This is a genomic window from Microbacterium nymphoidis, assembly GCF_021044885.1.
Taxonomy (GTDB): domain Bacteria; phylum Actinomycetota; class Actinomycetes; order Actinomycetales; family Microbacteriaceae; genus Microbacterium; species Microbacterium nymphoidis.
This window is the reverse complement of sequence record NZ_JAJNOD010000001.1, coordinates 823,964-838,202: the sequence shown is the minus strand read 5'-3', so window position 1 is coordinate 838,202 and position 14,239 is coordinate 823,964. Positions and strand designations below refer to the sequence as shown.

Annotated in this window: 12 protein-coding genes; 7 read left to right on the top strand and 5 right to left on the bottom strand. The window is 68.7% G+C overall.

What is annotated here, in order from left to right; genetic code table 11:
• Positions 1–27 precede the first annotated feature (27 nt).
• From sucB to LQ566_RS04015, 3 genes are all read right to left on the bottom strand, one after another.
• Entirely contained in the window at positions 28–1,803 is a 1,776-nt protein-coding gene (gene sucB / locus LQ566_RS04025) for a 2-oxoglutarate dehydrogenase, E2 component, dihydrolipoamide succinyltransferase (RefSeq protein WP_231090297.1), read from the bottom strand.
• 73 nt (positions 1,804–1,876) lie between these two features.
• Positions 1,877–3,250, bottom strand: coding sequence for a dihydrolipoyl dehydrogenase (gene lpdA, locus LQ566_RS04020; protein ID WP_231090296.1), 1,374 nt, complete (start codon positions 3,248–3,250; stop codon positions 1,877–1,879).
• A gap of 33 nt (positions 3,251–3,283) precedes the next feature.
• Positions 3,284–4,735: a leucyl aminopeptidase gene (locus tag LQ566_RS04015; protein WP_231090295.1), complete on the bottom strand. Its 1,452-nt coding sequence runs from the start codon at positions 4,733–4,735 to the stop codon at positions 3,284–3,286.
• A 102-nt stretch (positions 4,736–4,837) separates the two neighbouring features.
• Here LQ566_RS04015 and LQ566_RS04010 point away from each other — a divergent pair, with 102 nt between their 5' ends.
• The 3 genes from LQ566_RS04010 to LQ566_RS04000 all read left to right on the top strand — a co-directional run bounded on the left by LQ566_RS04010 (position 4,838) and on the right by LQ566_RS04000 (position 8,041).
• Positions 4,838–5,791 (top strand): proteasome assembly chaperone family protein, encoded by a 954-nt coding sequence (locus LQ566_RS04010; protein ID WP_231090294.1) that lies wholly within the window; start codon positions 4,838–4,840, stop codon positions 5,789–5,791.
• A 214-nt stretch (positions 5,792–6,005) separates the two neighbouring features.
• Positions 6,006–7,331, top strand: coding sequence for an RNA polymerase sigma factor (locus tag LQ566_RS04005; protein WP_231090293.1), 1,326 nt, complete (start codon positions 6,006–6,008; stop codon positions 7,329–7,331).
• 11 nt (positions 7,332–7,342) lie between these two features.
• Positions 7,343–8,041: a coenzyme F420-0:L-glutamate ligase gene (locus LQ566_RS04000; protein WP_231090292.1), complete on the top strand. Its 699-nt coding sequence runs from the start codon at positions 7,343–7,345 to the stop codon at positions 8,039–8,041.
• Positions 8,042–8,098: 57 nt separating this feature from the next.
• Here LQ566_RS04000 and LQ566_RS03995 read toward each other — a convergent pair whose 3' ends face one another.
• On the bottom strand, positions 8,099–9,130 hold the full coding sequence (locus tag LQ566_RS03995; RefSeq protein WP_231090291.1) for a sugar-transfer associated ATP-grasp domain-containing protein: 1,032 nt from the start codon (positions 9,128–9,130) through the stop codon (positions 8,099–8,101).
• Between the two features lie 227 nt (positions 9,131–9,357).
• Here LQ566_RS03995 and LQ566_RS03990 point away from each other — a divergent pair, with 227 nt between their 5' ends.
• A complete protein-coding gene (locus LQ566_RS03990; protein ID WP_231090290.1) occupies positions 9,358–10,032 on the top strand; it encodes an alanine racemase C-terminal domain-containing protein in 675 nt (224 codons plus the stop codon).
• On the top strand, positions 10,029–11,066 hold the full coding sequence (locus tag LQ566_RS03985; RefSeq protein ID WP_231090289.1) for an alanine racemase: 1,038 nt from the start codon (positions 10,029–10,031) through the stop codon (positions 11,064–11,066). The genes LQ566_RS03990 and LQ566_RS03985 overlap by 4 nt, the downstream gene beginning before the upstream one ends.
• Before the next feature lie 56 nt (positions 11,067–11,122).
• Here LQ566_RS03985 and LQ566_RS03980 read toward each other — a convergent pair whose 3' ends face one another.
• Entirely contained in the window at positions 11,123–11,338 is a 216-nt protein-coding gene (locus LQ566_RS03980) for a DUF7455 domain-containing protein (RefSeq protein WP_231090288.1), read from the bottom strand.
• A gap of 180 nt (positions 11,339–11,518) precedes the next feature.
• On the opposite strand from LQ566_RS03980, the gene LQ566_RS03975 reads away from it, so the two are divergent.
• Together LQ566_RS03975 and LQ566_RS03970 are read left to right on the top strand one after the other, a co-directional pair.
• Complete coding sequence (locus LQ566_RS03975) at positions 11,519–13,606, top strand: DNA gyrase/topoisomerase IV subunit B (protein WP_231090287.1); 2,088 nt, start codon at positions 11,519–11,521, stop codon at positions 13,604–13,606.
• A gap of 94 nt (positions 13,607–13,700) precedes the next feature.
• Positions 13,701–14,180, top strand: coding sequence for a hypothetical protein (locus LQ566_RS03970; RefSeq protein ID WP_231090286.1), 480 nt, complete (start codon positions 13,701–13,703; stop codon positions 14,178–14,180).
• The last annotated feature ends 59 nt before the right edge of the window (positions 14,181–14,239 follow it).

The window sequence follows — 14,239 nt, the reverse complement described above, 5'->3', positions numbered from 1 at the left end:
GGATCGCCACGGGGCCCTTCTCGTTGCTCAGATGCCGAGGTCGGCCGCGAAGTTCGCCTCTTCGAGGCGGGCCTTCACCGCGCCCAGGAAGCGCGCCGCGTCGGCGCCATCGATGGTGCGGTGGTCGTACGACAGCGCGAGGTAGACGTACGAGCGGACCGAGAACGCGTCCTTCCCGTCCACCGTGACCACGCCGGGGCGCTTGACCACGACGCCGGTGCCGAGGATCGCAGACTGCGGCAGGAACACCACGGGGGTGTCGAACAGCGCACCACGCGAACCGGTGTTGGTCAGCGTGAACGTGCCACCCGACAGCTCGTCCGGCTTCAGCTTGTTCTCACGGGTACGACCCGCCAGATCGGCGATCTCGTGCGCGATCTGGGCGATGTTCTTGTCCCCCGCGTCACGCAGCACCGGGGTGAGCAGACCACGCTCGGTGTCGACGGCGATGGAGAGGTTCTCCGTAGCCGGGTACACGATCTCGTTGTTCTCGTTCACCGTCGAGTTGATGATCGGGAACGCCTTCAGCGCCTCGGCCGCAGCCAGAGCGAAGAACGGCAGGAACGACAGCTTGTCGCCCGTCTTGGCGACGAAGTCGCCCTTCACCTGGTCGCGGTAGTTCGCAAGCTTGGTGACGTCGACCTCGACCACCGTGGTCAGCTGGGCGGTCTGCTGCATCGATGCCACGGCGCGCTCGGCGAGCACCTTGCGCAGGCGGCTCATCGGAGCGGTCGTGCCACGCAGCGGCGACGCCTCCAGCTTGACGGCGGCGGGAGCGGCTGCAGCCGGGGCTGCAGCCGGGGCGGCCGGAGCAGCCGCTGCGGCGAGCACGTCTTCCTTGCGGATGCGTCCGCCCACGCCCGTGCCGGTGACCGACGCGAGGTCGACACCCTGCTGCGCAGCGAGGCGGCGCACGAGGGGAGTGACGTACACCTTCTCATCACCCGACGAAGCCGGCGCCGCGGGTGCCGGAGCAGCAGCAGGCGCGGGTGCGGCGGCGGGTGCCGGAGCGGCGGCGGGTGCCGGAGCAGCAGCAGGCGCGGGTGCGGCGGCGGGTGCCGGAGCAGCGGCGGGTGCCGGAGCAGCGGCGGGTGCCGGAGCAGCGGCGGGTGCCGGAGCAGCGGCGGGAGCCTCGGCGGCAGGAGCCGGAGCAGCGGGAGCCTCGGCGGCAGGAGCCGGAGCAGCGGGTGCGCCGCTGCCGACGAGGGCGAGCACTGCGCCCACCTCGACGGTCTCGTCCTCGTTCACGAGGATCTGCTGCAGCGTGCCGGCGACCGGCGACGGGATCTCGGTGTCGACCTTGTCGGTTGAGATCTCCAGCAGCGGCTCGTCCACGGCCACATCGTCGCCGACCTGCTTCAGCCAGCGGGTGACGGTGCCCTCCGTGACGCTCTCGCCCAGTTCGGGCAGCTTCACGGGCGTGGCGTCACCGGCGGGGGCAGCCGCCGGAGCCTCCGCTGCGGGAGCCGGTGCCTCCGCCGCGGGGGCGGGTGCCTCCGCTGCGGGAGCCGGCGTTGCGGCGGGCTCCTCGGCGGCGGGTGCGGGGGCAGCGGCCGGTGCGGCACTGCCATCGCCGATCTTCGCCAGGACGGCGCCGACCTCGACGGTCTCGTCTTCCTGAACCAGGATCTCCTCGATCACGCCGCTGACGGGCGACGGGATCTCGGTGTCGACCTTGTCGGTCGAGATCTCCAGAAGACCCTCATCCGCCTGGACGGTGTCGCCCACCTTCTTGAGCCAGCGGGTGACCGTACCCTCAGTCACGCTCTCACCGAGAGCGGGGAGGACGACGGATGTGCTCATGTCGATTTCTCCTTCAGAAAATGCAGAACGTCTATACCCAGCTTAGTGATGCCCTGGTGCAGTCGGCGACCATTCACAGCGCGTGGAGCGGTTTTCCGGACAGCGCGAGGAACGCCTCTCCCAGGGCTTCGCTCTGGGTCGGGTGCGCGTGCAGCAGCGGTGCGAGATCCTCGGGGAACGCCTCCCACGCCACGGCGAGCTGTCCTTCGGTGATGAGCTCGCCGACGCGGTCGCCGAGCAGATGGATGCCGATCACCGGGCCATCGACCTCGCGGATGACCTTCACGAATCCACCCGTCCCGATGATCTCGCTCTTCGCGTTGCCGGCGAGGTTGAACTCATAGGCGCGGATGCGATCGGCTCCGAGCTTGTCGGCCGCCTGCGCCTCCGTGAGGCCGACGGAGGCCACCTCGGGGTGCGAGTACGTGACCTTCGGCACCTGCGAGTCAGGCACGGCGACGGGATCGAGTCCGGCGATGCGCTCCGCGACCGCGATGCCCTGCTGGAATCCACGGTGTGCCAGCTGCAGGCCCGGGGTGATGTCGCCCACTGCCCACACGCCGGGCACGTTGGTGTGCAGACGCTCGTCGACGATCACGAATCCGCGATCCAGCGTGATCCCGGCCTCCTCGATGCCGAGGTCCGCGGTCGCGGGGCCGCGGCCCACGGCGACGAGCAGATAGTCGCCGTCCAGCGTCGTCCCGTCCTCGAGGGTGACCGTGACGCCCTCGTCGGACTGCTGTACGGACTGGAAGCGCACCCCCAGCTTCTGGGCGATGCCTCGCTTGCGGAACGCGCGCTCCAGGCCCTTGCTCACGGCCAGATCCTCGTTGGGAACCAGGTGGTCGAGCGCTTCGATGATCGTCACATCGGAACCGAAGGAACGCCAGACGCTGGCGAACTCGACACCGATCACCCCGCCGCCCAGCACGAGCACCCGCTCCGGGATCACCTCGAGCTCCAGTGCCTGCTCACTCGTGAGCACACGCCCGCCGATCTCGATGCCCGGGAGGGTCCGGCTGTAGGAGCCGGTGGCCAGGATCAGCTCGGTGCCGGTGTACAGGTCATCGCCCACGCGCACCGTGCGCTCGCCTTCCAGTCGGCCCGAGCCGCTCACAGTGGTGATCTTGCGGGCTGACAGCAGCCCTTCCAGCCCCTTGTGCTTCTTGGCCACGATCCCGCGGCGATAGGCCGCTACCCCCGCGGGGTCGATCGCGTCCAGCTGCGCCGTGACACCGTACTGGGTCGCTTCACGTACCGTATCGGCCACTTCCGCAGCGTGCAGCAGGGCCTTGGTCGGGATGCAGCCGCGGTGCAGACAGGTGCCGCCGACCTTGTCGCGCTCGATGAGGGCGACGGTCTTGCCGAGCTCGGCGAGGCGCAGCGCGGCGGCGTATCCGCCGCTCCCGGCGCCGAGGACGACGACGTCGAAGGTGTGGGTTGTCATGGGATCTCCAGTTCGCACTCGCGCGGCTTGTGGCTAGCGCGAGATCAGCTCGAGGATCGACCGGACGGTCGCTCCGGTGACGCCCTTGTCGGTGTAGCCGAACGGGGCGGAGTCATTCAGGGACGATGCAGCGATGTCCAGGTGTACCCACGGGATGCGAGGCGCGTCCTCTTCGTCGGACACCGGACCCACGAAGCGGCGCAGGAACAGCCCGGCAAAGAGCGCTCCTCCGTTGCGGCTGCCCATGTTCGCGTTTCGCATGTCGGCGATCGGGGAGTCGAGGTCGCTCTCCATGAAGTCCGGGAGCGGCATCGGCCAGGCGTCTTCGCCCGCGGCGGCAGCGGCATCGAGGAACGCCTCCACGGCCTCGTCATCGCCGAACACACCGGTGTGGCGGTTGCCGAGCGCCACCATGATCGCTCCGGTCAGCGTCGCGACATCGATGATCAGGTCCGGGTGCTCCTCGCTGGCGGCCACCAGGCCGTCGCCCAGGACGAGGCGTCCCTCTGCATCCGTGTTGAGCACCTCCACCGTCTGGCCGCCGTACATGCGCAGCACGTCACCGGGGCGGATGGCGCGGCCGGACGGCATGTTGTCTGCGATGCACATCCAGGCGGTGACACGGGTGGACAGCCGCTGCTGCGCGGCAGCGCGGATCACGGCGAGCACCGTGGCCGCACCGCACATGTCGTCCTTCATGCCCACCATCGACGATGCGGGCTTCAGCGAGAGTCCGCCGGTGTCGAAGGTGATGCCCTTGCCGACGAGGGCGACGTGACGCGTGGCGTCCGCCGGCGAGTAACTGAGCCGCACGAGGCGGGGCGGGCGGTCGGAGCCCTGACCCACACCGAGGATGCCGCCGAATCCTTCTGCGGCCAGGCGCTCCTCGTCCCAGACGGTCACCTCGACCGGCAGCCCGTCGACGGCGGCGAGGGCCGACTCGGTCAGCTGCTGAGGGCTCTGCCACTCCGCGGGGGTGGTGGTGAGGTCCTTCACCAGGGCGACGGCCTCCGCGATGCTCACCGCTGCTGCGGTGTCCACCTGCTCCGTCGTGTGAACGGTGATGCTGGTGGCACGCTCCGTGCGACCCGACGTCTTGAAGGAGTCGAACGTGTAGGCGCCCAGCAGTGCGCCCTCGGCGGCGGCGGTGGCGGTGCCTGCGGGCGCGGCGTCCAGGTGGACGTGCACGGAGGAGAAGCCGGTCAGGGAGCGCACTCCCGCGCCGACTGCATCACGCACGCCTGCAGCGTCCGTGCGATCGCCGAGTCCGACCACGGCGAGGGGCTTGTCGGTGAGCGACAGCAGCGGCACACGCGTGAAAGCTGCGAACGATCCCGAGAAGCCGATCGCCGTGAGGGCATCGGCGAGTCCGGGCCAGGCGGCGAGGGCATCGGGGGCCGGCAGCGCCGGGACGAGGACGAGAGTCGCCTCGGCCTCCGGTTCGAATGACAGGGACGAGGACAGCTGAATCTCGGGAACCGACATGCCCCCATCCTAGGGAGAGCACGGTCTCGTCGCGTCGGTGTGTTCGCTGACAGCGGTCGGGGCACCGGCCCTCGGTGGCCGTGGTCCTCGTAGCATGGAAGGATGCCCCAGCCCTCCGAGATCTTCGAACGCGTTCTTCCTCCGCGTGCCGTTCCGGCCGGCCTTCCGCTGGTCGTTCTGATGACCGGCTTCACGGATGCGGGCGGCGCCGTGGCGGGCCTGATCAACCGCTTCCGTGAGGATGGCACCGCAGACGTGCTCGGGCGCTTCTCCAACGATGTGCTGCTGGACTACCGGGCGCGTCGACCGATCGTCACCTTCGTGCGCGATCACCTCACCGACTACCGTCCGCCGCGGCTGGAGCTCTCACTCGCCCACGACGTGCTGGGCCAGCAGTTCCTGCTGCTGTCCGGCTACGAGCCGGATTTCGCCTGGGAGGCGTTCGCCGACGTGGTGCTGGACCTCGCCGCCGAGCACAGGGTGTCCGGTGTCACGTGGGTGCACGCGATCGGCATGCCGGTTCCGCACACGCGGCCCATCGGTGTCACGGTCTCGGGGAACCGGGAGGATCTCATTGCCGCGCTGTCGGTCTGGCAGCCCGAGACGCAGGTTCCCGCCACAGCGGGACACCTGCTCGAGTACCGCCTCGCAGAGAACGGCACCTCGATCGCCGGGCTCGTCCTCCTCGTTCCGCACTATCTGGCCGACACCGAGTACCCCGGTGCGATGCTGGTCGCACTGGAGAAGATGACGGCCGCCACCGGACTGGTGTTCGCGACCGATCCGATCGTGGAGGCGAACCGCGACTTCCTGGGCAAGGTGGAGGAGCAGATCGCCGACAACGAGGAGCTGCAGCGCATGATCGCCGCTCTCGAGGTGCGCTACGACGCGTATCGAGCGGGTCAGTTCCACGAGATGGAGCGGGGGGAGTACACCAGCGAGACGCTTCTGGACGGTGCTCCTCTTCCGAGCGCCGACGAACTGGCGGCCGAACTGGAGCGATTCCTCGCCAACCGGCCCGGTGACGAGGACAAGGGTGCTTCCGGTCTGGGCTGAGCCCCGACACGCCGCAGCATGACCACGATCCCCGGGAATACCGGGGACCGCGAACGCGTTTTCCTGAACGCGTCGATTGGTGTTTCCCCGCGCCGACGTGTGAGACAATAGGGGACCGACCCGTTGTCGACCCCACGAGCTGAAAGGCTCAGGGACTTGACAAGGGTCTTACGTGTGTGTGAAACATCCGGAGCACGCCGGTGAAAGGTGAACCGTGACCCCTGCCACGACCAAGACCACGCGGACCGCAGCGAAGGACACCGAGACGGACGAGACCGCCACGGCGGCCGCAGCCAAGCCCGCCGCCAAGCGCGGGGCGGCTGCGAAGACGACCGGAAAGGCCGCCGCGACGCCTGCGGCCAAGAAGCCTCGCGCGACCACCGCGAAGGCGGCCGGCGGACGCAAGAAGAAGTCCGAAGAGGACGAGCCCGACGAGGACGATGCGGAAGACGTCGACGTCGAGGCGGAGATCGTCGACGACAAGTCGGATGACACCACCGAGGAGAAGGACGACGAGGAGGGGGCGACCAAGCCCGTCGCCACCGAGCCGCTGCCCACGGGCGCCATCGTCATCTCCTCCTCCGACGAGGACGATGTCCCCGTCTACTCCACTCAGATCTCCGGCGCCACCGCCGACCCTGTCAAGGACTACCTGAAGCAGATCGGTAAGGTCCCGCTCCTGAACGCGGAGCAGGAGGTCGAGCTGGCCATGCGCATCGAGGCGGGCCTGTTCGCCGAGGAGAAGCTGTCCAAGATGTCCGCGGCGGAGAAGTCCAGCCAGCTGGGCCTGGACCTGCAGTGGGTCGCCCGCGACGGTCAGCGTGCCAAGAGCCACCTGCTCGGCGCCAACCTCCGACTCGTGGTCTCGCTCGCCAAGCGCTACACCGGTCGTGGCATGCAGTTCCTGGACCTGATCCAGGAGGGCAACCTCGGCCTCATCCGCGCCGTGGAGAAGTTCGACTACACCAAGGGCTTCAAGTTCTCCACCTACGCCACGTGGTGGATCCGCCAGGCCATCACCCGCGCCATGGCCGACCAGGCTCGCACCATCCGCATTCCGGTGCACATGGTCGAGGTCATCAACAAGCTCGCCCGCGTGCAGCGCCAGATGCTCCAGGACCTGGGTCGCGAACCCACGCCCGAGGAGCTGTCGCGTGAGCTCGACATGACCCCCGAGAAGGTCATCGAGGTGCAGAAGTACGGCCGCGAGCCGATCTCGCTGCACACGCCCCTCGGTGAGGACGGCGACAGCGAGTTCGGTGACCTCATCGAGGACACCGACGCGGTGGTCCCCGCGGACGCGGTGGGCTTCACCATGCTGCAGCGCCAGCTGGAGAGCCTGCTGGACTCGCTGAGCGAACGCGAGGCGGGCGTGATCCGCATGCGCTTCGGCCTGGGCGACGGTCAGCCCAAGACCCTGGACCAGATCGGCGACACGTTCGGTGTCACGCGCGAGCGCATCCGTCAGATCGAATCGAAGACGATGGCGAAGCTTCGCCACCCGAGCCGCTCACAGTCGCTCCGGGACTACCTGGAGTGATGGGAAAGAGCATGGCAGAGGCGAACGAAGGCAAGAACCTCCTCATCGAGGTCGACGGCGAGCAGTTCCAGCGGCTTCCGATCAAGACGCATGTCGTCATGCCGGGAGACGACCTGGATGCATTCATCCAGCAGTACGTCACCGAGGGCACCCTGGTGCCCGGCGACACGCTGTTCGTGACCGAGAAGATCGTCGCGATCACGCAGGGGCGCTCCTACCTGGTGGAAGACATCACGCCGCGAAAGCTGGCGCACTTCCTTTCCAAGTACGTCACCCGCACCCCGTACGGCATCGGTCTCGGCATGCCCGAGACCATGGAGATGGCGCTGCGCGAGTGCGGCACCCCGAAGATCCTGTTCGCTGCGGCCGTCGCCGCAGTGACCAAGGCGTTCGGGCGCAAGGGCGACTTCTACCGCATCGCGGGAGACAAGGCACGAGCGATCGATGGGCCCACCAGTGGCACCATCCCGCCCTACAACAAGGCCGTGGTCCTCGGACCGGAGCGTCCGGCCGAGGTTGCGGCGCACCTCAAGGCGCTGCTGAAGACTCCGGCCGATGTGGCCGTGGTCGACATCAACGACCTGGGTGGCAACATCCTGGGCTCCACGCTGTCGAAGGCGGGGGAGCAGCGCCTCGTGCGCATCCTCAAGGACAATCCGCTGGGCCAGGGACACCAGTCCACGCCGCTCGGCGTGATCCGCAAGGCCTGAGAACGCAGAAGGGGCTCCGTCACTCGTGACGGAGCCCCTTCTGCGTTTCTCGGTGCCTCAGATACCTGTGGCCGCGCGATAGCGTTCGCGGTGTCCGGTGCGGATGCCGCTCACGCTCGGCTTGTTCTCGTACACGCCGGCCGCCCAGTTGCCCTCGATGACGACAGGCCCGTTCGGGGTCACCACGATGTCCCAGCCCACGTAGGGGATCGACGGGATCACGCGCGCGATGCGGTCCACGTACGCGACGACTTCATCCCACATGGGCAGCTGGAAGTCGGCGATGCGTTTGTGGGTGTCGGGGTGGAGTTCGTGGACGTTCTCGTGCGAGTCGTAGCCGGCGCTGCGGGCGTGACCGTTGTCGTCGAGCATCGTGTAGAAGCCGCCGAACGACATCTGGTCACTGACCGCGCCGCGTCCGAACTTCTGGGCCGCTGCGAGGATGTGGGTCTTGGTGCCGTCGAAGTACGCCGTGACGCGGGTCGTGTTCACGGTTCCGGGGCAGTACGCTGCGATGTCCTCGTGCTGGAGGATGACCTCCTCGATCAGCAGCTCACCGCGTCCGACGAGCTCCGCAGTGAAGGCCTTCCAATCGGACACCTCCGCGGCCTGGTAGCGGTGCACCCCGAGACCTGCGGAGCCCTGCGGGGTCTTGGCGATGAACGTGGGGTGGCGCTCGGCGAACGCCTGGAGCGCGTCCGTGTCCGACGCGGGGTTCTCACCCAGCACGAGCCACTCGCGGCCCAGGTACGGTGCGAACGCGCGGTTGAACGCGATCTTGTCGTGGAACGTTGCGCGCCCCTCCGGCTTGTCGAGCAGCTGCGACATGCGGTTCGAGATCGGGTGCGTCATGTAGGTGGCGCGCTCGGCACGGCTGAGGATCGCGAAGTCGTAGTCGACGTAGTCCTGGAAGCCGACGTCGTGACGAGCCGCGGACCACAGCATGTCCAGCACCACGGCGGGGACCGCACGGTGGTGGTGCGCGGCGGTCTCCTTGGCGCGCGCGATCAGCGATCCGGTGTTGATGCGCAGCGCGCGATCGACCGCGTACTTGACGCGCACCGGGAGGGATGAGGCAGACGAGGCCATGGTGCTCCTTTGATTTCTCGCCCTCAGTTTACCGGCGGGTATCGCGCGCCCCTGAGCATCCGGGCAGGATCCACAGGGGCTGCGGAGCGGTGGCGACTAGGATCGACGGCGGTGTCCGCACGGCGGATGGACCGGAGATCCGCCATTCGGCGCCCGGTCCCGAAGCGCATCCGAAAGGCTCCTATGCACGACAACGCCCCCTCCGAACGCACGGAAGGCCGTATGCGATGACCTCCGCGCACGACCTCATCGGCCGCACCCATCCCATCCTGCGCGTGTCCCGCTCCGCCGTGGCCGCGAACCTCTCCGGTCATCCCCGTGAGGTGTACGCCGACGCGCGCCACGACGGGTGGGGACTCGGCGCCGAGCTGATCACCGCCGTGGCTCGGGAACAGTCGCTGGCGGGCATCGTGGATGACGCAGGGCCCTCGGCCTTCGCGGGTGAGGTTCCGCCCACCTTCGCTGTGGTGACGGCGGCCGTCGCCGCGGGAGCCCTCCCGCAGACCCGGCCGGCGGTCACGCTGAGCGGCGACGTCCTGGGTGTGAAGGTGTTGCGCGCGGGTGAGAGCGTGTCCTACGGCTACACGTTCACGGCGTCCGAGGACACCCGGGTGGCGCTGGTGACCGGCGGCTATGCGCAGGGCATCGTGCGCTCGCTCGGCAATCGCCTGGCGGTCACGGTGAACGGTGACCGCCGCCCGATCGTGGGGCGCGTGGCGATGGACGTCTGCGTCGTCGACGTCGGGGCGTCCGATGTCGCGCCGGGCGGCGAAGTCGTGTTCCTCGGCGACCCGGACCGCGGAGAGCCGGCCTGGGCGGAGTGGATCTCCCTCACGGGGCTCGGTCTGGAGGAGCTGTTGCCGGCGATCGGCAACCGGGCGCGTCGGGAGGTCGTGGCGTGAGTGCAGAGTTCGTGGTCGATCTGGCGGCGCTGTCGGCCAACATCCGCACCGTGCGGGAGCGCGTTGCCCCGGCGGAGGCGATGCTCGTGGTGAAGGACGACGCCTACCGGCACGGTCTCGACAGCGTCGTGAGCCGCGCCGTCGCCGAGGGCGTCACGTGGTTCGGCGCTCTGGACGTGTGCACGGGTGTGGCCGTTCGCGCCCTGGCGCCCGACGCGCGCGTGTTCGCGTGGATGCTGGCGGGACGGGACGATGTGGCTGACGCACTGGGGGCGCGTCTGGACATCGGGGTCGGCTCCGCCGCGCTCCTGGAGGATGTGGCTGCTGTCGCTCAGACCCGGGCCGTGACCGCAGATGTGCATCTGAAGATCGACACCGGGCTGCACCGCAACGGCGTGCGGCCGCAGGAGTGGCCCGTGTTCGTGGATCGCGCGGCCCAGCTGGAGGCCCTCGGGCTGGTACGGGTCGTCGGCATCTGGTCGCACATCGGCGAAGCCTCGGATGCCGATGACGACGACGCTCGGGCGGTGTTCGATGCTGCCGTGGCTCAGGCGCGTGCTGCCGGGCTCGCCCCGCAGAAGCTGCACCTGGCGGCGAGCGCCGCCGCCTTCGCCCGCCCCGAGTTCCGATATGACATGGTGCGCATCGGTGCCTTCCACTACGGCATCCGCTCAGCCGACGGTCCGTCGGAGGCCGAGCTGGGGCTGGCGATCGTGGGATCGCTCCAGGCGGAGGTTGAGAAGGTCGGCCGCAAGGACACGATCATCGGTGCAGGCTACGTCACCGGGCTCATGTCGACAGCTGCCGGGGTGCTGACCGCGGCGACCCCGGGGGGACGGCTCCCCGTGACGGAGATCGCGGCCGAGACGCTGCGCATCCCGCACTGGGACAACGCGGAGGCGGGACAGGTGGTCACGCTGTTCGGTACGGCGCCGGCGGATTCCGCCACCGATCTCGCGGAGCGTCTGGGCACGATCGGCGAGGAGATCGTCCTTCGGCTCGCATCGGACCTTCCGCGCACCTACCGCGCATGAGCATCCGGATATGAGAAAGGGGCTCCCGCCGCAGCGGGAGCCCCCTTCTTCGTGAGTCAGTTGGCCTCGGCGAGACGCGCGGTCTCATCGTGCCAGGACGTGGCGACCTCGCGGAGCTTGGCCTCGTACTTGCGCCCGTGGTGGGCGCAGAAGAGGAGCTCTGAGCCGTTGACCTCGGCGGCGATGTAAGCCTGGGCGCCGCACGAATCGCAGCGGTCCATCGCGGTGAGCCGGTAGACCGTCGGCTCGGCGGGGGTGAGCGTGGTGTTCATCGCGGGTGCCTCCTTGATCGGGTGCGCGGCTGAAGACTGCTTTCAGTCAACCACGTGCGGCGTCTGCGGGGCCCGTCCGGCCGCGTGTTTCGCTCACCGCGTACGCGTCGTTCCGCGGGAATACGCGGGCGCGGCGCAGATCCGCGCGCCTGGCGGGCGGCGTCGGCGGTGCGAATTACGATGGGGATCGTGACTGCCGAGTACTCCGCTCATCATCTCCAGGTGCTGGAAGGCCTCGAAGCCGTCCGCAAGCGCCCCGGCATGTACATCGGATCCAACGGATCGCCGGGGCTCATGCACTGCCTCTGGGAGATCATCGACAACGCGGTCGACGAAGCGGTCGCCGGAAACGGCGCCGACATCGATGTGATCCTGCGCGATGACGGCAGCGTCGAGGTCCAGGACCGCGGTCGCGGCATCCCCGTCGATGTCGAACCCCGCACCGGTCTCACCGGCGTTGAGGTCGTCTTCACGAAGCTGCACGCGGGCGGCAAGTTCGGCGGCGGCTCCTATGCCGCCTCCGGTGGTCTGCACGGCGTGGGTGCGTCGGTCGTGAACGCGCTGTCTGAGCGACTCGACGTCGAGGTGGACCGCGATGGCAAGACCTACGCGATGTCGTTCCGCCGCGGCGAGCCCGGCACGTTCGCCGACGCGGGGGAGCCTCGCCCCGACGCCCCGTTCACGCCGTTCGCGGACGGCAGCGAGCTGCGTGTGGTGGGCAAGGTGCGCAAGGGCGTCAGCGGCACGCGCGTGCGGTACTGGGCGGACCGTCAGATCTTCACGAAGGACGCCGCCTTCCAGCTCGCCGAGCTGGAGACGCGTGCGCGACAGACCGCCTTCCTTGTCCCGGGGCTGGGCATCCGCATCGTCGACAAGCGCGCCGAGGGTGGCAACGAGTCGCTGCACCGGTACGAGGGCGGCATCTCCGAATTCGTCGAGTTCCTCGCCTCCGATGCCCCCATCACCGACACCTGGCGGCTGCAGGGGTCGGGCACCTTCCACGAGACCGTCCCCGTGCTTCAGCCGGACGGCTCCATGCAGGCCACGGACGTCGAGCGCGAGTGCTCGGTGGACATCGCACTGCGCTGGGGCACGGGCTATGACACCACGACGCGATCGTTCGTGAACATCATCGCCACGCCCAAGGGCGGCACGCACCAGCAGGGCTTCGAGCAGGAGCTCCTCAAAGTGATCCGCGCCCAGGTCGCCGCCAACGCGCGGCGCCTGAAGTCCGGCAGCGACAAGCCGGAGAAGGACGACGTGCTGGCGGGCCTCACGGCGGTGCTCACCGTCACCGTTCCGGAGCCGCAGTTCGAAGGACAGACCAAGGAAGTCCTGGGGACGCCCGCCGTGCGTCAGATCGTGGCGCGCGTGGTCGCGAAGGAGCTCGGAGCGCGGTTCTCGTCCACGAAGCGCGACGACAAGAACCAGGCCTCGCAACTGCTGGACAAGGTGGTCTCCGAGATGAAGGCGCGCATCTCCGCGCGCGCACACAAGGAGACCCAGCGGCGCAAGAACGCCCTGGAGTCGTCCTCCCTCCCGGTCAAGCTCGTCGACTGCCGCTCCAGCGATGTCTCCCAGTCCGAGATGTTCATCGTCGAGGGCGATTCGGCTCTCGGCACGGCGAAGCTCGCCCGTGACTCCGAGCACCAGGCGCTCCTGCCGATCCGCGGCAAGATCCTCAACGTGCAGAAGGCCTCCGTCTCGGACATGCTGGGCAACGCGGAGTGCGCTGCCATCATCCAGTCCATCGGGGCCGGGTCCGGGCGCACGTTCGATATCACGCAGGCGCGCTACGGGAAGATCATCCTGATGAGCGATGCCGACGTGGACGGCGCGCACATCCGTACGCTTCTGCTCACCCTGTTCTTCCGGTACATGCGCCCGCTGGTGGAGGCGGGCCGGGTGTACGCGGCCGTGCCGCCACTGCACCGCGTCATCGTGATGAACCCCGGCTCCAAGCCGAACGAGACGATCTACACCTACTCCGAAGCGGAACTCCATGGCCTGCTCGCCAAGCTCACCAAGGCCGGCAAGCGCTGGCAGGAGCCGGTGCAGCGCTACAAGGGCCTCGGCGAGATGGACGCGGATCAGCTGGCCACCACGACGATGGACAAGCGCGGCCGGCTGCTGCGACGGGTGACGCTTGCCGATGCCGACGCCGCGAACCAGGTGTTCGAGCTGCTGATGGGCAATGACGTCGCCCCCCGCCGCGAGTTCATCATCGACTCGTCGGATCGGCTGTCTCGCGAATCCATCGACGCCTGATCCGCGTTCATCGCGCGCGAATGGCGCCAATTCGGCGTGTTGAGGAGCCAATCGCGCGCAATGAATCCAGATCGGCGGGCGATACGGTGGAGGCGTGACTGAGATGACGCGCCTGCAGCTGGACCGTGACGGCTGGTTCTGTCTCATCGATCCGCACGCTTTCGCGTCCTATGTCAGTGAGGCGCCGACGCTCGCCGATCAGCTGACGCGATATGCGGCCGAACGGCAGCACGAGCACGGGATCGTGATGCACCTCGGCCCCGGCGCCGCGCTGGACGTTCTCGCACCGGCGGAGAGCCGTCCGGATCGTCCGATCCGCACGTTCACGCATACGATCGTGGCCTCCCACGGCGTTCTCGCCGTTCCCACGTTCAAGGAGCTCACCGGTGCCGCGGGGTTCTCGGGCCGACGGCTCGTGACGGAGGCGACGCCGCGCATCGGGCGCCCACCGGGACGGTACCTCGTGGTCGTGGCCCAGTACCAACAGTCGCCACGGATCACGCTGTCGATCGCGCCCGCCGTACGCCCCGCCGCCGACCCCGCCGTCCTGGCGAACATGGTCCCGTGGATCTGAGCCCGGTCCATTGTGCGCACCTTGCTCTCATTCGATGAGGATTCGAGCGATGTGCGCGC